Source organism: Streptococcus sp. ZY171113 (genome assembly GCF_057748235.1).
In genome coordinates this window covers 630,582-655,153 of record NZ_CM173243.1, presented here as the reverse complement: position 1 = coordinate 655,153, position 24,572 = coordinate 630,582, and the positions used below count along the sequence as shown (strand labels likewise).

Here is a 24,572-nt window from a genome sequence, read left to right as displayed (position 1 = left end):
GAAAACGCCCTTATTCTAGACCAAGCCGTCCAAGAGGCCTTTCATGAAGTCTTCGGAACGGAAGGCCCCGATGTCGTCGATCTTCTCACCAAAACCGATGAACTTAACAGGGATGTCCAGCTCCTCTCGGATGGCCAGGACCACACCACCCTTGGCGGTGCCGTCCAGCTTGGTCAGGACCAGACCTGTCAGCGGGGTGATTTTTGAAAATTCCTTGGCCTGAGAGAGGGCGTTTTGACCGGTCGAGGCATCCAGGGCCAGCAAGGTTTCATGGGGTGCCTCTGGCACCACTCGTTTGATGATGCGGCCAATTTTTTCCAGCTCTGCCATGAGGTTGTCCTTATTTTGGAGACGGCCAGCCGTGTCAATCAGGAGGATATCCACGCCTTCTGCGACAGCTTTTTCCATGCCATCAAAAACCACAGAGGCTGGGTCGGACTTTTCAGGGCCAGTAACCACAGGAACGTCCACCCGACGGCCCCACTCGACCAGCTGGGCCACCGCCCCCGCACGGAAGGTATCCGCCGCCACCAGCATAACCCGCTTGCCCGCCTGCTTGTATTGGTGGGCCAGTTTGCCGATAGAGGTGGTCTTGCCCACACCGTTGACGCCGACAAAGAGCATGACCGTCAGGCCCTCTTGAAAGTTAACCCGCTCGCTCTCAAAGCCGTCCTTCTCGTAAATCTCCACCAGCTTGGCGATGATAACCCGTCGCAGGTCCTCTGGCTTCTTGGCTTTTTCGAGTTTGGCCTCATAGCGGAGCTCCTCAGTCAGTTTGGTCGCAACCGTCACGCCCACGTCGGAGAGGATGAGCAGTTCTTCCAACTCCTCAAAAAATTCCTCATCCACCCGGCGGAAATTGGCCAGGAAGGCATTGAGCCTAGCTCCAAAGCCTGTTCGGGTTTTTTTCAGGGTACGGTGGTACTTTTCTTCCCTGCTTTCAGTCTGGTCAAGGCCTTCTGGCTGGTCTGAAACAGTCTGAATCGCCTCAGGCTCCTGGACAGGACGGGTGGTCTGGGCCTCAAGCACCAGCTCTTCTCCCCGCTCAGCCGCTGCCTTAAGGGCCGCTTTTTTAGCGTAGTAATCCGCCATCAGGGCAGTAAAGTGGTCTTGCTGGGCCTGGTCAAGCTGACTTTCCGATGGTTCCGGGGCTTCAGGCTCCTCAGCCAAGTCAGCAGATGGTTCATCAAGCCCTGCTACCTCAGGTTGATTAAGCTGGGTCTCAGTTTCTGACTCAGCGGCCAGTTCATCTTGACGGTCAGCAGTTTCCAGGTCTTGGGCAGGCGTAACAGCCTCAAACTCGTCTGCATGGCTGCCACTGTCATCAGCCCCTACCTCAGTAGACTGGGTTGCCTCCAGAAGCTGGCTGTGAACCTCGTCCCCAAGCTCCATCTCCTCAGCCAAGTCAGCAGATGGCTCAAGGCCCCCTGACACTTCAGATTGATGAAACTCCGTCTCAATTTCTGGTTCAGCGGTCAGCTCGTCTTGGCGGTCAGCAGTTTCCAGGTCTACTAGGTCAAGGTCTAAGGTCTCAAACTGACCAGGATCGGTCTCCGCTTCTGGTTCAGTAGCCAAGTCAACAGGTTCTAGCACCTGCTCTTGCTGAGCAGGAGTTTCTTTTTTCTTGCCAAATAGGCGATCAAATAAGCCCATGGTCATCTCCTTTTTTCAAAACGTAGCGGTTAATGGCCTCAGCCACCGCAGATTGGTTATTGGTTGCCTCTAGTGTCAAGCGAGCGGCTGCTTTGGCAGCTGGAACAGCATTGGCCACTGCCATGCCCCAGCCAGCCCAGGCCAGCATGGTCAAGTCATTTTCCTCATCACCCACGGTCATGACCTGATGGGGTTCGAGACCCAGATGAGCCGTCAACTGGGCTAGACCAGCCGCCTTATGAACGCCCTTGGGCAGGACTTCTAAAATAATCTCCCGAGACTTAAAGACCTCAAACTGGTCATAAAGCTGGGCTGGCAGCTGGCTAATCCGCTCATCAAGATAGACCTGGTCAGCCACAATGACCACCTTATTGTAGGTCAACTCGCTGGGCAAATCAGCTGGGCTGGCCAAATCAACAAAGGTCAGGTTGGGGTTCACCTCCCCATAGGCCGAAAACCCAGAGCTCGACGGCAAGCGATAAACCGTCTCATCACTGAGCACATCCATGGGCAAATCCAAGGCCGCCATAACCACATGAACCTTGGCCACATCAGCCGCAGGCATACCCGCCTGAGCCAGAATTTGGCCGTCATTTCGCTGGACCAGGCCGCCGTTGAAGGTGATGCTGTACTGGCTGGCCCCAGTCAGGCCCAAATCCTCCAGCAGCCAAGTGATGGCCTTGAGCGGCCGCCCTGTGGTGATGACCACCTGAACGCCCTTTTCTTGGGCCAATTGCAGAGCTGAACGGTTGGCTGGACTGATTTGCTTGTCTGTGGTGAAAAGGGTGTTGTCCAAGTCCAAGGCCACTAGGCGGATGTCAGCGACAGCCTGTTCCAGATAGGTCAAAACTGCACCCGTCTGGTTGGTCCCAATCACCTCATCTGCAAGTTCCTGAACCTCTGCTCGGCCATTGGCGACAGCCACAGACCGACCAGCCAAGGTCAAAAGCTCCATGTCGTTGCTGTTGTCACCAAAGGCTGTCACCCGGTCAAGGGGCAAACCAAGGTGCTGGCAGAGCTTGGTCAAGCCAACGCTCTTATCCAAGCCACGGCGGATAATGTCCACCGAGTCCTTGTTGGTCATAACGGCCACAAAGTCCTGGCTACGGATGTTGAAGTCAGCAATGGCCGCTGCCAGGGTCTCCTGAGTGAACTTGGCCGTCAGCTTGTAGATGGTGTCGTCAATCCTGGCAAAGTCCGTCAAGAGTTGGACATTGTCATAATAGCGTTGGACGTGGGTCAGGTAGGCAGGGTCGGCATCGGGGCGAGCGTAAGCCGCCGCCTTGCCAGAAAGGAGGAAGCGTTTGTCCTGACCATAGGGGTTGGTCTCCAAGAGGTCAACCACCTCCAGGTACTCGCGCCTGGTCATGGCCTGCTCGTAGAGAACTTGGCCTTGGTAACGGACCAAGCCGCCGTTTTCAGCAATGACTGCTATCCGATCCGTCAAACCAGCGAAAAGGTTATCCAGGGCCAAGAGGCCTCGGCCACTAGCCACTCCAAAAAGGTAGCCCTTGGCCTCAAAATCATCCAGCAAGGCTTCAAACCGCTGGCGGTCGTACTGGCCCTGCCCATCCAAAAAAGTCCCGTCCATGTCGGACACAAAGAGTTTTTCAATCGGTTTCATAGCTCTATTGTAGCAAATTTTCAGGATTTTTGATAGTCTAAACCATAAAAATAGGGAAGGCCTAAACCTTCCCTATTTCAACTTATCAACCTCGACTAGCTGACTTGGTTTTAGTCTTCTTGACGGCGTTTAACACCCATCAAACCGAGAGCTGACATCACGCTGGCAAGAGCGATACCAGACAAGTGGTCTGAGCTATCACCAGTATTTGGCAAGCTGGCTTGACTGGCTGGGGCAGGAGCCGCTGTTGAAGTGGCTTCTGGAACCTTCGGTGTCAAGCGTGCCACGACCACAGAATCCAACGGCAGAGTTGCAGCTGCTTGGCCTGCTTCTGGAGAAGCTGGGGTTTGCTGACCTGCATCAGACGGATTATCGGTCGCTTGAGTGGCTTTTGGCTTGTAAACAATGCCATAGTAACTGAAGTGGTCTGCGATAAAGGCAACCGCATCAACTTCTTTACCATCAATGTCAACCATCTTGGTCATGGTGAAGACCCGTTCATCAGGTTGTCCACCATCTGGCAAGTAGAAGACTTTCTCAACTTCCTTACCAGCATCGACTGGCAGGAGGACCAAAGCTGGTTTGCTGATTGGCACAGGACGATCGTGTTGATCGGTCACGACAATGTCAAAGAGGTCGTAATCTTTACCTGCCAATACTGACGGTGTATCCGTAGCACCTGTTTCCTTATGAAGCACTTTCAGAGAAACAATCTCTGGATTTTCTTCACGGTCCAACTGAACCCGAACACGAGTGACTGGGTCAATCAACTCCCGACGCTCTGAACGAGCTGGTTGGCCTGCTGGTGTGGTTAGAGCTGGCTCTGCTGGCTGGCTAACCACTGGTGTCGTTGGAGTTGGAACAGTTGGCTGGCTAACCACTGGTGGGGTTGGAACTGAATCTGCTGGCTGGCTAACCACTGGTGGGGTAGTCGGTTCAGTTTTCTTAGCCAGTTCTTGAAGGGCTGCTTCTTTAGCTGCCAGGGCTGCAGCTGCTTCTTTTTCAGCGGCCAATTTGGCTGCCAGAGCAACGGCTTTCTCATGATCAGCAATGGCAATGGCCTCGGCACGAGCTCGCTCAACCTCGGCTAATTTAGCAAGCAATTCAGCTTGAACACGCTCAGCTTCTGCCTTGGCAGCGAGAGCGGTAGCACGTTCACGTTCGGCTTCTGCTTGTGCAGCCAGAGCAACAGCCTTCTCATGGTTGGCAATGGCAATGGCTTCATTTTTCTCACGTTCAGCTTGAACTTGAGCGGCTTCTGCGGCCAGCAAGCGAGCCTCAGCAGCTTTTTTCGCTGTTTGGGCATTGGCCAATTCAGCTTGAGCCGCCAACTTAGCGTCTTCAGCAGCCTTAGCCTTAGCTTCAGCGATGGCCTTAGCAGTCTCAGCTGCAGCTTTATCCGTTTGGGCAATGGTCAAGGCTTCCACTTTGGCACGTTCTGCCTCTTGACGAGCAGCTTCTGCAGCCTTGTAGCGGTTTTCTGCTGCCAAACGAGCAGCTTCTGCTGTTTCAAGATCTGCTTGAGCGGCTAACTTGGCACGTTCGGCAGCGGTAGCCTGAGCTTCTGCTAAAATCCGAGCGGCTTCGATAGCTGCTTTGTCCCGTTCAGTTGCTGCTAAGAGCTCTGCTTTTTCACGCTCAACCTTAGACAGCAATTCAGATTTCTCACGCTCAGCAATGGCCAGAAGGGTAGCTTTTTCACGTTCAGCAGCAACCAATTCTGCCTGAGCCACTTCCAAGCGGGCCTCAGCCTTGGTCCGTGCTGTCTGAGCAGCGGCCAGGTCTGTCAAAGCTGTCGCCTTAGCTTGTTCAGCTGCGGTCGCTTGAGCTTCTGCAATCTTACGAGCCGCTTCTGCTGCAGCCTTGTCAGTCAAGGCAATCCGAACAGCCTCAGCCTTAGCCCGTTCAGCCTCAAGACGGGCTGTCTCTGCGGCAACCAAACGTGTTTCCGCAGAATCCTTGGCTGCCTGAGCGGCGATCAAGTCAGCTTGGGCTGTCACTTTAGCTGCTTCAGCCAAACGAACTTTCTCCTCTGCTTGATCTCGAGCGGCCTCAGCAGCAACCTTATCACGGTTAGCTGCTGCGATAGCGTCAGCTTTTTCACGCTCAGCTTTAGAAATCGCATCGTCTTTATCTCGAATAGCCTTAGCCAAGTTCTCCTCAGCTGTCCGCTTAGCCATTTCAGCAGCGGCTTGGGCTGTCTGAGCAGCTACCAGATCTTTCAAAGCTGTCGCCTTGGCTTGCTCAGCTGCGGTCGCTTGAGATTCTGCAATCTGACGAGCCGCCTCAGCTGCAGCCTTATCAGTCAAGGCAATCCGAACAGCCTCAGCCTTAGCCCGTTCAGCCTCAAGACGGGCTGTCTCTGCAGCAACTAAACGTGTTTCCGCAGAATCCTTGGCTGCCTTAGCGGCAATCAAGTCAGCTTGGGCTGTCGCTCTGGCTGCTTCAGCCAAACGAACTTTCTCCTCTGCTTGATCTCGAGCGGCTTCAGCGGCGAGCTTATCACGATTAGCTGCTGCGATAGTATCAGCCTTGTCACGCTCAGCTTTAGAAATCGCATCGTCTTTGTCGCGATTAGCCTTAGCCAAATTCTCCTCAGCTGTTCGTTTAGCTGTTTCAGCAGTAGTTTGGGCTGTCTGAGCAGCTGTCAAACGCTCTTCAGCAGCGGCTTTCAAACGATTGGCTTCCGCAGCTTGGGATTCAGCAACGGCTTTTTCAGCTATCAAGCGGTTCACTTGCGTTTGAGCTGCTTCCTTAGCCTTAACAGCTTCAACGGCCAGACGATCTGCTTCAGATTTAGCTTGTGTCGCTTGGGCCAATTCTTCTCTAGCACGAGTGGCTTGGGCTTCTGCGTCCTCTTTGGCCCGCTTGGCTGCTGCCACTTCATCTGCATTATCGCGATTAGCCTTAGCTAGGTTGTCTTCTGCTGTTTTCTTGGCTGCTTCTGCCTCTTTGAGAGCTTTGGCTGCTTCCTGCTCTGCTAATTTGGCCTGGGCCAAGTCATCTTGAGCAGCTTTCTTAGCAAGTTCAGCGTTCCCGAGCAAGAGCAGGGCACGTTCGTGGGCCAAGATGGCTCGATTAGCTAGATTCTCAGCTTCCACCGCTTCACGTTTGGCTTCTTCAGCCTGAGTTTTAGCGGTTTGTGCCTCTGACTTAGCGGTCTCGGCTTGTTTTTCCGCTTCTGCCAGTTTCGCCTGGGCCTCTTTCAAAGCCTCTTCAGCCTTAGCTTTATCAGCGTCAGACTGACGTTTGGCCTCTTCAGCCCGTTCTTTGTCACGATTGGCTGCTTCTTTGTCTGTTTCCGCTTGACGTTTTTCGTCTTCCGCCTGTTCTTTTTCTTGGCGAATGCGGTCAAGCTCTGCTTGTTGACGTTCAATCAACTCTCTCAAGCTCTCTTGATTTGTTTCATCAATCACTCGAACCGTCACCTCCACCGTGTCAAAACTATTGTCATCATAAATGACTTTAACTGAAACCTTATCTTCCTTAGCTTCAGTTGTTGTTGGCTTGGTGCCAACAATTTCTTTGGTCACCGAACCAGCTTGTGCTGGAGGGGTCACCGCATTTTTAATCTCATCATCAGACAAGTCTTCATCTTTACCCTTAATGATGGTGCTTGTTGTTGGTTGGAATTTATCAGCTTTCTTGCGGCTATCAACAACGTTGACCTTAACGGTTACGTTCTCTGTTGAATTGTCACGAGTGTACTTAACAGTCGCTGTGATGTCTTTTTCACCAAGACTGGCGGTTGTGCCTTCAGGAACAGTAATGCTCTCAACTTCACCAGCAACACCGTCAGGGAAGCTAATCTTAGTCGCAACAGCGTCTTTAGTAACCTCACCATTCAATTCAACTCGAACAGCCTCAGATGATACAACTGGGTCGTGTTTTTGAGCGTCTGTACGGCTATCAACAACGTTGACCTTAACGGTTACGTTCTCTGTTGAATTATCACGAGTGTACTTAACAGTCGCTGTGATGTCTTTTTCACCAAGACTGGCGGTTGTGCCTTCAGGAACAGTAATGCTCTCAACTTCACCAGCAACACCGTCAGGGAAGCTAATCTTAGTCGCAACAGCGTCTTTAGTAACCTCACCATTCAATTCAACTCGAACAGCCTCAGATGATACAACTGGGTCGTGTTTTTGAGCGTCTGTACGGCTATCAACAACGTTGACCTTAACGGTTACGTTCTCTGTTGAATTATCACGAGTGTACTTAACAGTCGCTGTGATGTCTTTTTCACCAAGACTGGCGGTTGTGCCTTCAGGAACAGTAATGCTCTCAACTTCACCAGCAACACCGTCAGGGAAGCTAATCTTAGTCGCAACAGCGTCTTTAGTAACCTCACCATTCAATTCAACTCGAACAGCCTCAGATGATACAACTGGGTCGTGTTTTTGAGCGTCTGTACGGCTATCAACAACGTTGACCTTAACGGTTACGTTCTCTGTTGAATTGTCACGAGTGTACTTAACAGTCGCTGTGATGTCTTTTTCACCAAGACTGGCGGTTGTGCCTTCAGGAACAGTAATGCTCTCAACTTCACCAGCAACACCGTCAGGGAAGCTAATCTTAGTCGCAACAGCGTCTTTAGTAACCTCACCATTCAATTCAACTCGAACAGCCTCAGATGATACAACTGGGTCGTGTTTTTGAGCGTCTGTACGGCTATCAACAACGTTGACCTTAACGGTTACGTTCTCTGTTGAATTGTCACGAGTGTACTTAACAGTCGCTGTGATGTCTTTTTCACCAAGACTGGCGGTTGTGCCTTCAGGAACAGTAATGCTCTCAACTTCACCAGCAACACCGTCAGGGAAGCTAATCTTAGTCGCAACAGCGTCTTTAGTAACCTCACCATTCAATTCAACTCGAACAGCCTCAGATGATACAACTGGGTCGTGTTTTTGAGCGTCTGTACGGCTATCAACAACGTTGACCTTAACGGTTACGTTCTCTGTTGAATTGTCACGAGTGTACTTAACAGTCGCTGTGATGTCTTTTTCACCAAGACTGGCGGTTGTGCCTTCAGGAACAGTAATGCTCTCAACTTCACCAGCAACACCGTCAGGGAAGCTAATCTTAGTCGCAACAGCGTCTTTAGTAACCTCACCATTCAATTCAACTCGAACAGCCTCAGATGATACAACTGGGTCGTGTTTTTGAGCGTCTGTACGGCTATCAACAACGTTGACCTTAACGGTTACGTTCTCTGTTGAATTATCACGAGTGTACTTAACAGTCGCTGTGATGTCTTTTTCACCAAGACTGGCGGTTGTGCCTTCAGGAACAGTAATGCTCTCAACTTCACCAGCAACACCGTCAGGGAAGCTAATCTTAGTCGCAACAGCGTCTTTAGTAACCTCACCATTCAATTCAACTCGAACAGCCTCAGATGATACAACTGGGTCGTGTTTTTGAGCGTCTGTACGGCTATCAACAACGTTGACCTTAACGGTTACGGTCTCTGTTGAATTATCACGAGTGTACTTAACAGTCGCTGTGATGTCTTTTTCACCAAGACTGGCGGTTGTGCCTTCAGGAACGGTAATGCTCTCAACTTCACCAGCAACACCGTCAGGGAAGCTAATCTTAGTCGCAACAGCGTCTTTAGTAACCTCACCATTCAATTCAACTCGAACAGCCTCAGATGATACAACTGGGTCGTATTTTTGAGCGTCTGTACGGCTATCAACAACGTTGACCTTAACGGTTACGTTCTCTGTTGAATTGTCACGAGTGTACTTAACAGTCGCTGTGATGTCTTTTTCACCAAGACTGGCGGTTGTGCCTTCAGGAACAGTAATGCTCTCAACTTCACCAGCAACACCGTCAGGGAAGCTAATCTTAGTCGCAACAGCGTCTTTAGTAACCTCACCATTCAATTCAACTCGAACAGCTTCAGATGATACAACTGGGTCGTGTTTTTGAGCGTCTGTACGGCTGTCAACAACGGTATAAGTCACATCAACTGGTTCGGAACTGCCGTCTGTATAGGTTACCAGAACCTTAGCTTGACGAGTACCATCAGTTTCAGTTGCAGTGGTTGGAACATGGTCTGCTACAAAAGTAAACTTAGTACCTGCTGGCAACGGTTTGTCTACTGATTCGCCTGTAACCATACTTTGTGCATCCGCATTGTTGCCGTCAACATCTGTCGCAAGAGTGGCACCGAGGGCGAACTCCTTGGCTGGAGTAACTGCAATCGGTGCGTACTTATCTTTCGCTTCAATACGAGTTAAAGGAACAGGGGTAGAAACAGAATCCATACCTGTGGTGCCTGCCTTACGAACCATCACAACTTGACGGCGTTCATCCAAGGTAACGGTATCTGGAACAGTCAGTGTCACTGTACGATTAACGATACCAGCCTCATTTGCTGTAACGGTAGCAGTCGCTGTCAGAACGGTTGGAATAAAGATTTCTTCACCAGCTTTAGCGTTCTCAGAGACAGTTACGGTAATCTCATGTTCACCACGCACAAATTCAGCTTTTTCAACAGGGCTAGGACGATCATCCAATACCTCAACTGGAACGACAATTTTTTCTCGAGGAGCTAATTGAGCATAGAAGGTCGCCACAGCAACCATATGGTTAGCTTGTGCAGCATTATCGCCATGGGTCTCTTCTGCTACCAGACGAATCTGCTTGGCTCGTACCCGTTCAACTTCAATGGTATGAACCTTATGAGAAGGTGAATTCGCATTATTTACATCTGTGTTGATAAAATTATTTTCAGCATCAATGGTAATGGATGTCGGTTCAGCGATCGTTTTCAGGTCAAGACGCGTCCAGTCGCCAGTTTCAGTTTTGTACTCAATGTGACCTTTTTTAATCGCACCAATACCTCTATTACGTGGTTGGTAACGGATGTGAGAAATTTCTTGCTCTGCATCAAAGATTAGGGTGAGGTATTCACGGTTGTTTGGACCATTTCCATCAACGATATTCCAAGCACTGCCCCAAATACTGTTCGTATCATTCAAGACATTATTTTTATTGCCCCATTGAGTGTTTTCCGAAACAGGATCGACGGTTGCGGAAATGGTTTCTCTTGGAAGCTCAACCTCAACGATTACAGTCTTATCATTACCTGGCGTAGCCGTTGTGGCACTCGTCGGACTATATGGAGCAACTTCTTTAACTACCCCCTCTTTTCCTGCTGGGAATTGGAGCTTTTCACGAATTTTTGCCTTGTTAGCATCGCTGTTAATATCGCTACCTTGCTCCATCACTACCCGTTCAGGGGTTGCCTTGAGGCTAGTTTGGGTATCAATCACTCGCACATTGATTGATAGAGGAGCTTCTTCTGCTGAATCATCACTATAACGAACCATCACAGGCACAGCAATCGGCTGTTCAGTTACTTGCGTGGTGTCAACAGGCGGGAACTCCAAGGTCACAGCAGAAGCTGGCAAGCCAGAAATCGCAGACTTAATCAACTCAGGGGTCACTGTACTATGTCTAACAACAGTCAGTCCCTCTGGTTTGGCTTGAGGATCTGTTTTCTGAGCCAAGTTACGACTGTCCACTACTCGTACAGGAACTTCAATGGTTTCTTTAGGAGTTTTCAAAGCATAGAAACTACCTACAGCAACAAGACTACCCGCCGGAACGTTTGGATCTCCTTGAGTTTCCAGACCGATAATCCGAATTTCTTTAGCAGTAACTGGAGTAACATCAAACGTTGTTAATCTATGATAATTACTATCAAGATGATTGCTTACGCTAAAGGTCTTATCATTTGGGTCAATACTAATTGGCGAAGAGCCAACGGTATTCTTCAAATCTAGAGTAGTCCATTGACCATCTGTCGTTCGGTATTCAATTCTACCTTTCTTAATAACCCCTGTTTGAGCTGTCCTAGTACTTCTAGGCTGGTAACGCACCTGACTAATTTCAGTTTCTTCATTAAAAGTTAGAGTCAGAGTGCGATAGTTACCTTCTTTGTTGGCATTTCGATCAGTTGTCCAGTTACTAGCCCAAAATTCATCTGGATTATCATTAAGAACATTTTCTGGCCGAGACCCCCAACTAGCTTCGTTATAATCTGAGGAGGCTGTCCCTGGAACCACCTCATTCGGAAACTCAACCGTCGCCGTCACAACAGCTTCACCCTCAGTGTTGGTCACTGTTGTCGGTGTCAACTTTTTGACGACACCACCCGTTTTGCCACCAGTGAACTGCAAATTAGCCGCAACCTTATCCTTAGCTGGTTGCTCTGTAACATTTTCGTTCAATTCCAGAGTGACTGGATCGGCTGTCGCTAAAGTCGTATAACGTGGTTTTGGTTGGAGATTTTGAATAGCCAGGTTAATCGCATCCGCATAACCGTTGACAACCGACTGCTCAGAACGCTTTTTGTTAAGAACAACGGCGTTGCGGGCTTGGACCAGGTTATTAACACTAGGCTCAGTATAGCCACTCAAGTCATCTGGAACCCTGCCGATAGCTTCCCGAACCACATCATAGTTTGCCAGGTGTTCATAGCCTTCCACTTTGAGTTCCATCAAAGCAGGTGACGGCAAATAATTCCCTCCCGTAACAGTGTTTCGGTCCAAGAACCTAACACTAACTTTTCGAACATTATCTCGCAAATTTTCGGGAACAGTAGCAGAAATACGTTTAACAGACAATCGACCTTCATAATTTTTATAGTCATTATGAATTTCTTGCTCATTTCCGTCTGCACCAGTAACCGTAACAGTAAAGCGGAAAGGTAGGTCAGAATGCTCAAAAACAGTTTCCACGCGCTCCACATGGGCATCTTCCCCAAGCGGCACGCTTACCGTTGTGGGATACATGTCATTTTTATTGTTCTTCCACTGGGTTTTCCAGATTGTTGACTCATCACCATCAGTGATATGTGCCAAAGCAGCTTTACGATCGCTAAGATCCACTGGTTGAAGACCTGCTGGTACTTCAACAACTCCTGTCACTCCCTGGGCCAGGTTTTTCTCCTCAGTTTGAGCTGGGGTCTCTGGAAGCGGTTCAAGGGCTGGAGGAGTTGCGTCAGTTGCTGCTCTCACACTTCCAGCTGGCGGTGGTGTTTGTTCAGCACCTGTACTACCAGCTTGGCCTGCTGCTGGGTTCTGCTCGGTGGTTGGACCAGTAGCTCCTGTTGTCCCGTCGTTTTGGCCGACTTGAGGGGAGTTGGTCGTCCCTTCCGTATTGGCGTAAGCCGTTCCTGCACTCAAAAAGCTCAGACCGATGACCGCTGAACAGACACCTATTGAGAGCTTGCGAATGCCGTATTTGTTTTGTTTATCAAACAAATGCTTCATGATTGTCTCCTTTATTTTGATAGCGTTTTCCAACTACATAACTATATGATAACCAAAAAAACGAAAAAAATCAACTGTTTTCAGTTGATTTTTGTTGTTTTTTTAGTAATTTTTTCTCTGTTTTACACCAAACCAATCAGTTAAGTACAGAACTTGTTTTCTCAGCCTGATTGGAGGGATTAGTCGTCCTGTCGTTTACTTCTCAGGTAGTCTAAACCGTCTTCAATCCAGTCTGAAAGGTTATCCCGTAAGGGTTTGAAGCCAATCTTGTAGTGACTTTTTGAAAAACGGTGCCTCTGCTGGGGAAGTTGGCGGTCGTTTTCCAAACTTCTCATGGAAAAGCTGGCCTTCTGGGTGTACTCGTCAAAGTCGATGACCTGGACGGTCACTTCCTGCCCTGGGCTGAGTTCCTTGTAGATGTTGTCAATGTAGCCTGTCTTAATCTCAGAGATGTGAACGAGGCCAATGGTCTGATCTGTCAACTGGACAAAGGCCCCGTAGGGCTTGATGCCTGTGACCACGCCTGTGTAGGTTTCTCCAACTTTCATCAGTCCTGCACCTCCATGTTTAGGATAAGAACTGGCTCTAAAGGTCTATCCGAATAGTCGGTCTCTACTGAGGCAATCTTGTCCAGGACCTCAAAGGAGGCTGCGTCAGCGATTTGCCCAAAGACGGTGTGACGGCGGTCCAGATGTGGGGTGCCGCCTGTCTCGGCGTAGGCTGCCGCAATGGGCTCGGGCCAGCCGCCACGGGTCAGCTCTTTTTTGCTGAAGTGGAGCTTGGTGTTTTGGACGATGAAGAACTGGCTGCCGTTGGTGTTGGGGCCAGCGTTGGCCATGGAAAGGGCACCGCGGATGTTGTAGAGTTCAGGGCTAAACTCGTCCTCGAAGCTGTCGCCGTAGATGGACTCGCCGCCCATGCCAGTACCGGTGGGGTCGCCACCTTGGATCATGAAGTCCTTGATGATGCGGTGGAAGATGACGCCGTCGTAGTAGCCAGACTTGGCCAGGCCGATGATGTTGGCCACGGTTTTGGGAGCTTCCTCAGGGAAGAGCTTGATGGTCATATCGCCGTGGTTGGTGTGGATGGTCAAAACTGGTCCGTCATGGTCTTCCAGATGGAGCTGGGGCAGGCTTAGTTTGGGCTCAATCAGCCCCAGACCCACCAGGGCCTTGTAGATGCCGTCTTCCTCGACGCTTGCGGTCACATGGTCAGCCTTTTCCTTGAGTTCGTCAACCGCCCCACCCATAGCAATGGCCAGGCCAGCATAGTCGAACATTTCCAGGTCATTTTTCTCATCGCCAAAGACCAGGATATTTTCTGGCTTGAGTTTGAGTGTTTTGGCGATTTGCTCAATGCCCAAAGCTTTTGAGGTGGCAGTTAGGACGACATCAGACGAGTTTTCATGCCAGCGGACCAGGCGGAGCTGGTCAGACAGGTTGGCTGGCAGGGTCAGGCTGTCGCCCTTGTCTTCGATGGTCCACATTTGGTAGACGGCATTGTCCTTGTGGAAATCTGGCTCGACTGGCAACTCCCCGTAAACAGGGTCTAAAGCCAGGGCGGCAATGTCCGTCCGTTCAGAGACGACAGCTTTCTGGCTACCCACAAAACCGTAGCCGATGCCCTGCTCGGTCGCCCAGGCCACAAAGGCCCCCACCAGGTCTTGGGGAATGGGCTGAGAGTAGATGGCCTTGCCCTTCTTGTCCTCAACATAGGCCCCGTTGATGGTGACGAAATAGTCCGGTTTGAGGTCACGGATTTCTGGCACCACCCCGTAGATGGCACGACCAGAGGCGATCCCCGTCACCAGCCCCTTTTCCTTGAGCTGGTCGAAGACGTAGCGGATTTTTTCTGGCATGAAGCCTGTGGCCTTGATCCGAAGCGTGTCGTCAATGTCGAAGAAGACGGCCTTGATTTTCTTGGCCTTAAAGCGTAATTTAGTGTTCATAAGCCTTCCTTTTTCTTTTCTGATATGGGTCTATTATAGCACAAAACCGCCCAGCTTGAAAGTTGGGCGGTTGGGGCGAAACAAACTGGGTGACGAAAATGCAGGCAGCTGCTTTCTGGTGAGGCGTGTTTTGGGAAAATTTCTCGAAAACACAGAGTGAGGTTTTCAGCGGTGAGGGGTTGTTGTTTTGTTTACAAGGGGTAAGGGCAGGCCTTCTTTTAAGGCAATACAGGTTGATACTTGGTTTTCAGAAAATTTCTCGAAAATACGGAGTGAGGTTTTCAGAGGTGATAAGTTGTTGTTTTGTTTACAAAGGGTAAGGGCAGGCGTACTTTTGAGGAAATACAGGTTGATACTTGGTTTTCAGAAAATTTCTCGAAAACACAGGATAGATTTTTTGAATTTCAGAAAATACCTTGAGTGGTTAGAAGGTTGATTTTCAAAAACGGTGTGTTTGTTTTCGGAATTTTTCTTCGTGTTTGCCGCTTCCTTTCCGAAATCACCAAAACCAGCCGTCATTGTCCTGAGTGCCCTTGGCTTCCTTGCGTTTGCGAGGGCCTGTGCCATATTGCTCCTCAATCAGGTCTTCCTTGTAGGGCAGAAAAATGGCCAAAACGATGTAAAGGAAGATGGCAAAACCTGTCGAAAAATAAGCACCAATGGCCACCAAAATCCGAACCACACTCAAATCCCAGCCGAACTTATCTGATAGGCCAGCCAAGACACCTGAAAGGGCCTTGTGGCGACGCTGTTTGTAAAATGTTGATGGCATCTGCTTCTCCTTTGATAGTCTTGATAAGCCTAGTTTATCACAGCTGGTGGCCGCCGTCATCGGTCATAAGACTGATTTTGACCAAGGCCCCACGACACCTGCCACAACGATACTTGGTCAGGTCGATTTGCCGTTGGCGGTGGTAGGCCTGGTGGCAGGCCCGACACTCATAGCGGTGCTTGGCTTTTTGGTGCTTTGATTTTGGCACATGGCGGAGCCCATCAACCTGCTTGAGGAGGGCTTTGAAGTCCGCGTCAGCATGACGGTAGCCCTTGCCTGCATAGTAGAGGTGGTAATGGCAGAGCTCATGTCGGACGATTTTCCGAAAGATGTCTAGGCCATGCTCCTCTAGGACCTTGGGATTGAAGTCCAGATGGCCGTCTGCTGGGAAAAATCGGCCGCCTGTGGTGCGCAAGCGATTGTTCCAAAAAACGGCATGGCTAAAGGGCAGACCAAAGTCCTCCAAGGAGACCTGGCGGACGTAGCTAGTCAAGTCCATGGGGTTTCACCAGGCTGAGGCCAATCCGCTGGCGGTCCAGGTCCACTTCGACCACCCAGACGGTGACGATTTGGCCGACCGAGAGGATTTGGCTGGGATGAGGCAGGGGTGCCAGGCGGCCTTTTTTGTCCCGTTGGCGTTTGACCAGGCGAGACTGGTGGATGAGGCCGTCCTCGTGGACACCGATGTCCACAAAGGCCCCGAAGTCCACGATGTTGCGGACCACGCCCTCCAACTCCTGGCCGACCCGAAGGTCCTTGACGTCCAGAACGTCCTGGCGGAGGGTCGGTGCCTCAAAGTCGTCCCGCAGGTCACGGCCAGGCTTGAGCAGGTCAGCCACGATGTCGGTCAGGGTGGCTAGACCAAGCCCCAGTCGCTCGGCTGTCACTGGCAAATCCAGCCCCTTGAGCTGGGCTTGGGCGGTCTCGTCCAGCTGGCTAATGCCCAGCTCGGCCAAGAGCTGCTTGACGGCTGGGTAGCTCTCTGGGTGAACGCCTGTGTTGTCCAGGAAATTATCCCCACCTGGAATCCTCAGGAAACCTGCTGCCTGCTCGAAAGCCTTGGCCCCTAGACGAGGAACTTTCTTGAGCTGGTTGCGGTTGGTCAGAGCCCCATTCTCTTCACGATAGGCCACGATATTGTCGGAAATGGTCTTGTTGAGGCCCGACACATGGGCTAAGAGGGCCGAACTGGCTGTATTGACGTTGACCCCGACCTGGTTGACCACGGTATCGACCACAAAGCCCAGCTGGTCGGCCAGCTTCTTCTGGCTGACGTCGTGCTGGTACTGGCCAACCCCGATGGATTTGGGGTCGATCTTAACCAACTCCGCCAGGGGGTCCTGGAGCCGTCTGGCGATGGAAATAGCCGAGCGTTTTTCAACGGTCAGGTCTGGAAACTCTGTCCGAGCCAGTTCAGAGGCCGAGTAGACAGAAGCGCCGCTTTCATTGACGATAACGTAGGCAACCCCATCCAAATCCCTGATGCAATCCGCAACGAAGGCCTCGCTCTCGCGGCTGGCCGTTCCGTTACCGATGGCAATAATTTCAATGGCATAGGTCTTGATGAGCTTGAGCAGGTCGGCCTTGGCCTCTGCAATCTGACGACTGGAGGCAGGTTTGACAGGGTAGATGACCTGGGTATGAAGGAGTTTACCCGTCTGGTCAACCACGGCCAGCTTGGCCCCTGTTCGAAAGGCCGGGTCAAAGCCCAGGACCATCTTGCCCTTGAGGGGCGGGATCAGCAGGAGATTCCGCAGGTTGGTTGAGAAGAGCTGGATGGCCCCGTCCTCGGCCTGCTCCAAGAGTTCTGACCAGATACGGCGTTCCAGAGAGGGCAGGAGTTTTTTCTTGAGAGCTGATTGGATGACCTGCTCAATGTGGCTATTGACCACCTTGAAACGGGCGGCCACAAAGCGGGTCATCTTGTCCATCTTGTGGTCAAAGCTGATTTTCAAGACCCCTAGCTTGTCCCCTCGGTTGAGGGCCAGGACCTGGTAGCCCTGGAGCTTGCTGGTGGTTTCTGAGAAGTCATAGTAGGTCTGGAAGACCTTTTTCTCGTCCAAGGCCTCGTCCTTAACCTGGGCAGTCACCTGGCTGTAAGACCAGATGTCATTGTAGAGCCAGGAGCGGAGCTTGTGGTCGTCAGACAGGGCTTCGATGAGAATCTCGCAGGCTCCCGCTAGAGTGTCCTTGGCCGTTGGGTAGCTTTCTGAGGTGAAGGTTTCAGCCTGAGCTTCCAGGTCTGGCACATCCTGCAAGATGAGACGGACCAGGTCGGTCAGACCAGCCTCACGAGCCTGGGTGGCCTTGGTGCGGCGTTTTTCCTTGTAAGGGGCGTAGAGCTCCTCGACCTGGGCCAGCTTGTCAGCCTCCTCGATGGCGGCCTTAAGTTGGTCGGTCAGTTTACCCTGCTCAGCTATTTTCCCCAAAACCGTCGCCTTGCGGTCAGCCAGGGCGGTCAGGCTCTTGTCCAGGTCGATGATAGCCTTGATGGCGACCTCATCCAGGTTGCCAGTCGCCTCCTTGCGGTAGCGGGCGATGAAGGGGATGGTGTTGCCCTCGGCCGTCAGGGCCAGGACGGTGTCGATTTGATTGGGGCTCAGGCTGAGGTCCTGAGCGATGCGTTGTCTGTTTTCCATAAGGTCTATTATAGCATACATTGGCCCCTTTGGCTGGATTTGAACTAGAGGCTTTCTTTGGGAGAATGGCAGAGCTGCTCAGCTATTGTCCCGTAAAAAAACCAGCCCTGGGGGCTGGCTACCAGTTTTACTGGCGTTTTCTAGCAATGAGATGAATGGGTGTCCCCTCGAACTTGAAGGCCGCCCGAATCTGGTTTTCCAAGAACCGCATGTAAGAGAAATGCATGAGCTCTTCTTCGTTGACAAAGACCACGAAGGTCGGCGGCTTGACAGCCACCTGGGTGGCGTAGAAGATTTTCAGGCGTTTGCCCTTGTCGGTCGGGGTCGGGTTGATGGCAATGGCATCCATGATGACATCGTTGAGAACCGCAGACGGAATCCGAGTGTTCTGGCTCTCAGAAATCCGCTTGATCAGCTCTGGCAACTTGTGGAGGCGTTGCTTGGTCATCGCAGAAACAAAGATAATCGGCGCATAGCTGAGAAACTGGAAGTTGTCACGGATATCCGCCTCCCACTTGGCCACGGTGTGGTTGTCCTTCTCAAGCGTGTCCCACTTGTTGACCACGATGACAATCCCCTTACCAGCTTCATGGGCGAAACCTGCAATCCGCTTGTCGTATTCACGGATACCTTCCTCGGCATTGATGACCATGAGAACCACGTCCGAGCGGTCGATGGCCCGCATGGACCGCATGACCGAGTACTTCTCGGTGTTCTCATAGACCTTGCCCGATTTACGCAGACCAGCCGTGTCAATCATGACATACTCTTGGCCCTCGCTGTCGGTAAAGCTGGTGTCGATGGCGTCACGAGTGGTACCAGCGATTGGGCTGGCAATCACCCGCTCCTCACCCAAGATGGCGTTGATTAGGCTGGACTTGCCGACATTTGGACGACCAATCAGGCTGAAACGGATGATGTCTGGATTTTCCTCTGCTTCTTCTGCTGGCAGGTTTTCCACGATGGCATCCAGAACATCACCCGTACCGATACCGTGAACAGAAGAAACTGGGTAAGGGTCGCCAAGGCCCAATGAATAGAAATCGTAAATCTCGTTACGCATCTCTGGGTTGTCCACCTTGTTAACGGCTAAGATAACGGGCTTGTTGGTCTTGTAGAGGATCCGAGCCACGTATTCGTCGGCATCGGTCACACCCTCTTTACCAGACACAACAAAGACGATAACATCAGCCTCAGTCATGGCGATGTCAGCCTGGTGCTTGATTTGTTCCATGAAAGGGGCATCAACGTCGTCGATACCGCCCGTGTCAATGATGGAAAACTGGCGGTTGAGCCAGCCTGCGGTGGTGTAAATTCGGTCTCGGGTCACGCCTTCCACGTCTTCAACGATGGAAATCCGCTCCCCCGCAATTCGGTTAAATAAGGTCGACTTGCCCACGTTGGGACGGCCGACAATGGCAACTGTTGGTAAAGCCATGGTGTCTCCTATCTTCTATTTTCACCACGAAGGTGAAGTTCCTTGCTGACGGCACGAATCCGTTCCAGCACCCGTTTGGCCTGCCAGGTTTCATCGCCCTGCTTGCCTTGGGAAAGTTTTCGTTCTAAATCAGTCATGCTGTAATTGGAGGTGAAAAAGGTGGGCAGCTCTTCCAACATGCGGTGTTGGAGAATAACTTGCAAGACCTCATCACGCACCCAGGCGGTGGAATTTTCAGCCCCAATATCGTCTAAAATCAGCACAGGAGCCAGCTTGATGCTGTCAATCTGCTCCTTAACTGACCCTGACGAGATGGCGTTTTTCACGTCCACCACAAAGGTTGGGTAGTGGAGCATGGTCACCTGGGCCTTCTTCTTTTGGGACAATTCTTGGGCCAAAGCTGCCATCAAAAAGGACTTGCCAATGCCCATATCCCCATAGAGATAAAGGCCCTTTGTCACCTTGGGATAGGCCTTGACGATGGTCATCAGCTCATCAAAAACAGCTATTCGCTTGCTGTCATCCAGATCAACAGCTGCCAAACGCACCTGACGGTAGGACCTGGGCAAGTTAATCAAGCGAATTCGGTCTTGAACGGCCTGCCCCTCTTGTTGGGTCAACAGTTCTCTGGTTTCTCGATAACTCACATCCGCATAGCCCTCGTTCATGGTCAAGATGGGCTCGTAGCCCTTGGCCAGGTAGTCAGGCGACCCCTGGGCATACTTGTCCCACTCTTGGAGGTATTGGTTGAACTTGGACAAGCTCCGCTCGATAGTGGCTTGGTCCAAGTGGTTAGCAGCGATAAAAGCCGAAATTCTTGGGTCTTGCAGGACTTGAGCCAGCACCTGGGCCTGACGCTCTTGAAAATCCGTAACCCTCCCTCGGAGGCTGTCGCCAATTTTTTGCATCCTTAGTCCTCCCTTTCTAATTCAGCCAGGCGTTGCTGTTTGTAGGCTTCCAAACGGGCCTGTTCCTCCTGGCTGGTGTCATTCTTGTAATCTTGGTCACTCCAGGCAGGCACATTGGTCGTACTAGCCTTGTCTGGGGCTGGTCGGTTTGGTCGACCAAGGGGCCTGGTCAGGTGAGCTAGCGCTTCCTCTGGGGTCTTGATGCCTCGGCTATTGAGATCATTGGCCAATTTCATCAAAAAGACACGGTTGAGGTTGGCTGACTGGGTGCGTTGCAGGGTCCGAAAGACCATGATGTTAATCACGGGGTCAAGAAAACCTTGTTGTCCCAATTCTTTCAACAAATCCCGTTCTTCTTTAATCACCACAGCCCGCTTTTCCTGCTTCCAAATTTTCAGAAAGTCCTCAGCAGAATGCCGTTTGGCCGTCTTGATGAGGGCCAACTCGTTGGGTTTCAAGCTAGTTTGCCCTTCTTGGGTACTCCCTGATGATTGGGGGCTAATCGCCTGGCTCAACAGGCCCTGCTGGGTTTTCAGGCGGTTCAGGCTAATCTTTTTATCAACAACCGTCGCCTTAGCCAGCTGATAGAGTTCAAACCAGGTCAAGCCACGCTCCTCTGATAGGTGATAGAGGGCCAACACATCGCTGGTCTCATCAGTAAAAGTCAGGCCGTCCCTAGCCATCTGTTCCTTGAAGTAAGCCAGTTCAAAATCCACCTTAGCTGTCCGAGGGCGATGGTAGACTTCCCCTCGGTCTGTAAAGACAGCTGAGAAGGGTTTGGTCAGGTCAACCAATCCTTGCGGTAGGTTCAGGGTCAACTCCTCCAAAGCAACCTGACCGATGTAGCTTTTTAGAAGGTTGTAGTAAACAGGATTGGCCAAGAAAGCTTCCCTATCCAAAGGGCTTTGGAGTTTAATCAGGTAGGTCTCCTTGTCTTGGTAGAGGCTAATCAAGCCCAGGGCCCCCAAGACATCAAAGGCCAACAAGAGCCGATCAAAGCCTAGCTGCACATGATTGAGCAGGTCAGAAAAACGGTGGGCCGCTCTGCCATTATCAAAAAAATGAACCAAATAGCTATAAACCACATAGGCGTCACTGCCCATAATGGGTTGGTAGAGCTGAAGGAGGCTACTGGTATCAGGAGCAATCAGGTTGTTTTTGAGGTAGCGAAAATAGTCATTCGGTATCATGTGACAACTTTCCTCTCTTACTACGCACGCGGCTGGTCATCTCCTGGAGCAACTCCTCAATCTCGTCCACGTCCTTAAAGGACCGGTAAACCGAGGCGAAACGAACATAGGTGATTTCATCCAGCTCGGCCAGCTCACTCATGACCAGGTTGCCGATTTCATGACTGGGGACTTCGCTCTCAAAGGTCTGGCGAACCATTTGCTCAATCCGATCCACCACCCCTTCCAGGTCATCGCTAGAAACTGGTCGCTTCTGGGCACTGTGGAGAATACCGCTGAAAATCTTATCCCGAGAAAACTGTTCTCTGGTGCCGTCTTTTTTAATCACCAAGAGAGGGAGTTCCTCCACCCGTTCAAAGGTGGTAAAGCGGGTCTGACACTCATCGCAGGACCTGCGTCGGCGGATGGCTGTCCCTTCTTCGGCCTGACGACTATCAAGAACACTCGATTTGGTGCAATAACATTTTGGACAACGCATGATTTCCCTCCCTTTGGTTTCTAACACTATATTATAGCATAATGCTGTCATTCTGTACACGACTAGGCGTTGGAGAAACACGCCGCACGCATGAAGAAAATGCATGCAACTATCTTTTTGAGTTACATGCATTTTTCAGAAATTTTCTTGAAAACACTTGATATTCGGTACTATATCTATTCATCTCACGGAAATTATACCAAAATTTTCATCTAAAAAGTGCAAAAATTCTCTGAAAAAATATTTTCTGAAATCGTCGTTTTCTTCATGCGTTTGGCGTGTTGGGGAAATGGCCGAGCAACTCAGTTCGCACGTCAGAAGCTGGCATTTCCAACGGATACAGCAAAAAAGCCCTGACAAGCAGAGCTTTCAAGGCTTAATCCAGACCACCAACCGCTTTAAGCGGCCAAAAACGGAACATGACCTCACCGATGATGTCTTCCCGTTCAAAGGTGCCAACCTGACGGCTGTCTTTGGACACGATCCGGTCATCCCCTAAGAGATAGTATTCCCCTTCTGGAACGGTCACCGTAAAGTTGGTCGTCAGACCACCATCTGTAGCTGTAAAGGCACCCGAACTCTTAGCCAAATCTTGGAAGAGCTGGTTGTAAGAATAAGTTGCCTGGAGCTTGTCCTCCTTGAACTTGGCCAAGTAGTCCTCCAAATAAGGTTCGTCAACCTCGATGCCATTGATGGTCAGGACATCGTTGTCGTAGCTGATGGTGTCGCCTGGCATACCGACCACCCGCTTGACAATGCGTTTGACCTGGCCATTGTCTTCTTCTTGAGCCACGACAATGTCAAACCGATCAATCGGTGTTATCTTGAGGACAAAGAGCCTGTCATTGTGGGACAGGGTCGGGTCCATGGAGTGGCCGTCAACCTTGACATTCATAAAAACAAAGAGCCAGGCCAAAAACATGACGGTGATAAACAGGAGGGTACTGGTCCATTCCTTGAGAAACTGTTTCATTTTACTTGCCTTTCTTAACTAAATCGTACGCTTTTTGAGTGTTTTTGAAGTGGAGCTTGGCCACTTGGGCGAGTTGCTCCTGGCCACCCGCTCGCAAGAGCCGACTGGCCACCTGGTCCGAAGCCGATCCCGCTCCACTTGGCAGGGGCATGCCGACCTCCTGGCCTAACTGGTCCAGATTTTCCAAAAAGAGGTTTCTGGCGATGATGGAGCTGACCGCCACAGCTAGGTACTGGCCCTCGGCCTTCTGAATCAGGCTGATGGGATTAGCAAACTGGTTGCGTTCGGCCCGCAGGTACCTGCGGTAGTTGCCCTCGCTGGTAAAGGCATCGATGACGATGGCCTCTGGGGCTGCGACCTCCTGCAAGAGCAGGAAGATGGCCTGGTTATGGAGGGCGACTTTGACGGAGACGGCATTATGACGCAGGCCTTCTCCCACCACTTGGTTGTATTTTTTTGGTGACAATAGCAGAGCCTTGTGGGGGATTTTGTCTTCCAAAAGCGGGGCCAGTTGTCGGATTTTTTGGTCGGTCAGGGTTTTGGAATCACCGACACCCAGGCTTTTCAGCCAGGCATGGTCTTCTGGCTTGACCAGACTAGCCACAACAGCAAGGCCTCCAAAATAAGACCCGTTTCCCACCTCATCTGAGCCAATCAGAATCAGGTTATTGCTGGGTTGGCCAGGTGCGGCCTGACGACCGACTGGGCTAGAATTGGACTTACTAATAGAACTGGACTGGCCTGATGACACGGCTTTTCCCTGCTCTGCCACTTCCCCAAGGCCTAAATAATCAGCCACCTGAGCCGACCGCTCCCCCTGAATCAGGAGTTTCCCCGAAGTGTAGAGGGTGGCCGTGCAGCCGTCGAGTTTGGCGACCACTAGGGCGTGGGCGTTTTTGTTGGCAACGGCGTAAGGGGCGAGCTCTTGCTGGGTTTTAGCCAGCTCTGAGGGGCTGAGGGTGAAAACCAAATGTGACATGATTCTATTCTATCACAAAACGAGCCGATGTGCTGGAATAAAGGGAAAGATTTTAGAAGATTTTTCATCGTTCGGAAATGTTTTGTTTTTTTCAAAGGACTGGTGGCTGATACATCCTTTTTTAGGAAAAAATACTTGACGTTTAATCCCTAGCGTGGTAGAATAAACTTGACTAGAAAGAGTAGAATGTTCTTAGTTTTCTAGCAAATAGTGCCCTTTGAGAAGCCGACGGACAGGCGGGGCGATAGCCGAAGCGTGGTCGCAAGACCACATTATTGATTGAGGTTGAACGTCTGTTCACTGTCGAGCTGGTGCCTTAGCTCCTCCTTTGAGTGTCACTCGTCGTTAAACTTTTTGCCATACGCTCAGTATGGTTGCAAAGTTTGCCTAGATTGACATCAAATGAGCAGCTAATCCGACAAACTCGCCGATGTGACCATCCGTTCTAAAGCTCGATTTTATAAGTTGATGACTGACCTTGCTTCAGTCACTAAGCAGCTGTGGGGGTAAGCCCACAATCATCTTGTGAAACGGTCAATAAAGTACGTGATATTTGCAACTGGAAGAGTAGGAAACATTAGGCACACACACTCCAAAGAGAAGAAATAGATCAAGCGATTGTGGAGCAGGATTGGATTATCCTGCTCTTTTTTGACGGTTTTTCTTATAAAATAACTATTTTT

13 protein-coding genes and 2 pseudogenes are annotated in these 24,572 nt (G+C 50.8%); all 15 read right to left on the bottom strand.

Going from position 1 to position 24,572, the window contains the following annotated elements:
• Positions 1-15: 15 nt before the first annotated feature.
• Positions 16-942: pseudogene (gene ftsY / locus AC3ARB_RS03020) on the bottom strand (signal recognition particle-docking protein FtsY); the annotation flags it as partial.
• 697 nt (positions 943-1,639) lie between these two features.
• On the bottom strand, positions 1,640-2,491 hold the full coding sequence (locus tag AC3ARB_RS03015) for a Cof-type HAD-IIB family hydrolase (RefSeq protein ID WP_488321520.1): 852 nt from the start codon (positions 2,489-2,491) through the stop codon (positions 1,640-1,642).
• A 9-nt stretch (positions 2,492-2,500) separates the two neighbouring features.
• Positions 2,501-3,277 (bottom strand): annotated as a pseudogene (locus AC3ARB_RS03010) (HAD family hydrolase); the annotation flags it as partial.
• A gap of 110 nt (positions 3,278-3,387) precedes the next feature.
• Positions 3,388-12,564: a Rib/alpha-like domain-containing protein gene (locus AC3ARB_RS03005; RefSeq protein WP_488321088.1), complete on the bottom strand. Its 9,177-nt coding sequence runs from the start codon at positions 12,562-12,564 to the stop codon at positions 3,388-3,390.
• A gap of 179 nt (positions 12,565-12,743) precedes the next feature.
• Positions 12,744-13,112 (bottom strand): CvfD/Ygs/GSP13 family RNA-binding post-transcriptional regulator, encoded by a 369-nt coding sequence (locus AC3ARB_RS03000; RefSeq protein ID WP_488321087.1) that lies wholly within the window; start codon positions 13,110-13,112, stop codon positions 12,744-12,746.
• Positions 13,112-14,512 carry a Cof-type HAD-IIB family hydrolase gene (locus AC3ARB_RS02995; protein WP_488321086.1) on the bottom strand — a complete coding sequence of 467 codons (1,401 nt, stop codon included), beginning with the start codon at positions 14,510-14,512 and terminating at the stop codon, positions 13,112-13,114. The genes AC3ARB_RS03000 and AC3ARB_RS02995 overlap by 1 nt, the downstream gene beginning before the upstream one ends.
• 499 nt (positions 14,513-15,011) lie before the next feature.
• Positions 15,012-15,284, bottom strand: a complete 273-nt coding sequence (locus AC3ARB_RS02990) for a PspC domain-containing protein (protein ID WP_488321085.1) — start codon at positions 15,282-15,284, stop codon at positions 15,012-15,014.
• 37 nt (positions 15,285-15,321) lie between these two features.
• Positions 15,322-15,783, bottom strand: coding sequence for a SprT family protein (locus tag AC3ARB_RS02985; protein ID WP_488321084.1), 462 nt, complete (start codon positions 15,781-15,783; stop codon positions 15,322-15,324).
• The gene (locus AC3ARB_RS02980; protein ID WP_488321083.1) at positions 15,770-17,923 is read right to left on the bottom strand and encodes a Tex family protein; all 2,154 of its coding nucleotides are present in this window, start codon (positions 17,921-17,923) and stop codon (positions 15,770-15,772) included. The genes AC3ARB_RS02985 and AC3ARB_RS02980 overlap by 14 nt, the downstream gene beginning before the upstream one ends.
• Before the next feature lie 127 nt (positions 17,924-18,050).
• Complete coding sequence (gene der / locus AC3ARB_RS02975) at positions 18,051-19,361, bottom strand: ribosome biogenesis GTPase Der (protein WP_488321082.1); 1,311 nt, start codon at positions 19,359-19,361, stop codon at positions 18,051-18,053.
• A gap of 8 nt (positions 19,362-19,369) precedes the next feature.
• Positions 19,370-20,269: a primosomal protein DnaI gene (dnaI, locus tag AC3ARB_RS02970; protein ID WP_488321081.1), complete on the bottom strand. Its 900-nt coding sequence runs from the start codon at positions 20,267-20,269 to the stop codon at positions 19,370-19,372.
• Between the two features lie 2 nt (positions 20,270-20,271).
• A complete protein-coding gene (locus AC3ARB_RS02965) occupies positions 20,272-21,459 on the bottom strand; it encodes a replication initiation and membrane attachment family protein (protein ID WP_488321080.1) in 1,188 nt (395 codons plus the stop codon).
• Positions 21,446-21,937, bottom strand: a complete 492-nt coding sequence (gene nrdR, locus AC3ARB_RS02960) for a transcriptional regulator NrdR (protein WP_488321079.1) — start codon at positions 21,935-21,937, stop codon at positions 21,446-21,448. Before nrdR ends, AC3ARB_RS02965 begins: the two co-directional genes overlap by 14 nt.
• Before the next feature lie 376 nt (positions 21,938-22,313).
• Positions 22,314-22,910 carry a signal peptidase I gene (gene lepB, locus AC3ARB_RS02955; protein ID WP_488321078.1) on the bottom strand — a complete coding sequence of 199 codons (597 nt, stop codon included), beginning with the start codon at positions 22,908-22,910 and terminating at the stop codon, positions 22,314-22,316.
• Between the two features lies 1 nt (position 22,911).
• On the bottom strand, positions 22,912-23,889 hold the full coding sequence (rnhC, locus tag AC3ARB_RS02950; protein WP_488321077.1) for a ribonuclease HIII: 978 nt from the start codon (positions 23,887-23,889) through the stop codon (positions 22,912-22,914).
• Positions 23,890-24,572: the final 683 nt, after the last annotated feature.

Coding starts and splice junctions, on each gene's coding strand:
- AC3ARB_RS03005 (WP_488321088.1), bottom strand. CDS start 12,564: ATGAAGCATTTGTTTGATAAACAAAACAAATACGGCATTCGCAAGCTC.
- AC3ARB_RS03000 (WP_488321087.1), bottom strand. CDS start 13,112: ATGAAAGTTGGAGAAACCTACACAGGCGTGGTCACAGGCATCAAGCCC.
- AC3ARB_RS02995 (WP_488321086.1), bottom strand. CDS start 14,512: ATGAACACTAAATTACGCTTTAAGGCCAAGAAAATCAAGGCCGTCTTC.
- AC3ARB_RS02990 (WP_488321085.1), bottom strand. CDS start 15,284: ATGCCATCAACATTTTACAAACAGCGTCGCCACAAGGCCCTTTCAGGT.
- AC3ARB_RS02985 (WP_488321084.1), bottom strand. CDS start 15,783: ATGGACTTGACTAGCTACGTCCGCCAGGTCTCCTTGGAGGACTTTGGT.
- AC3ARB_RS02980 (WP_488321083.1), bottom strand. CDS start 17,923: ATGGAAAACAGACAACGCATCGCTCAGGACCTCAGCCTGAGCCCCAAT.
- der (WP_488321082.1), bottom strand. CDS start 19,361: ATGGCTTTACCAACAGTTGCCATTGTCGGCCGTCCCAACGTGGGCAAG.
- dnaI (WP_488321081.1), bottom strand. CDS start 20,269: ATGCAAAAAATTGGCGACAGCCTCCGAGGGAGGGTTACGGATTTTCAA.
- AC3ARB_RS02965 (WP_488321080.1), bottom strand. CDS start 21,459: ATGATACCGAATGACTATTTTCGCTACCTCAAAAACAACCTGATTGCT.
- nrdR (WP_488321079.1), bottom strand. CDS start 21,937: ATGCGTTGTCCAAAATGTTATTGCACCAAATCGAGTGTTCTTGATAGT.
- lepB (WP_488321078.1), bottom strand. CDS start 22,910: ATGAAACAGTTTCTCAAGGAATGGACCAGTACCCTCCTGTTTATCACC.
- rnhC (WP_488321077.1), bottom strand. CDS start 23,889: ATGTCACATTTGGTTTTCACCCTCAGCCCCTCAGAGCTGGCTAAAACC.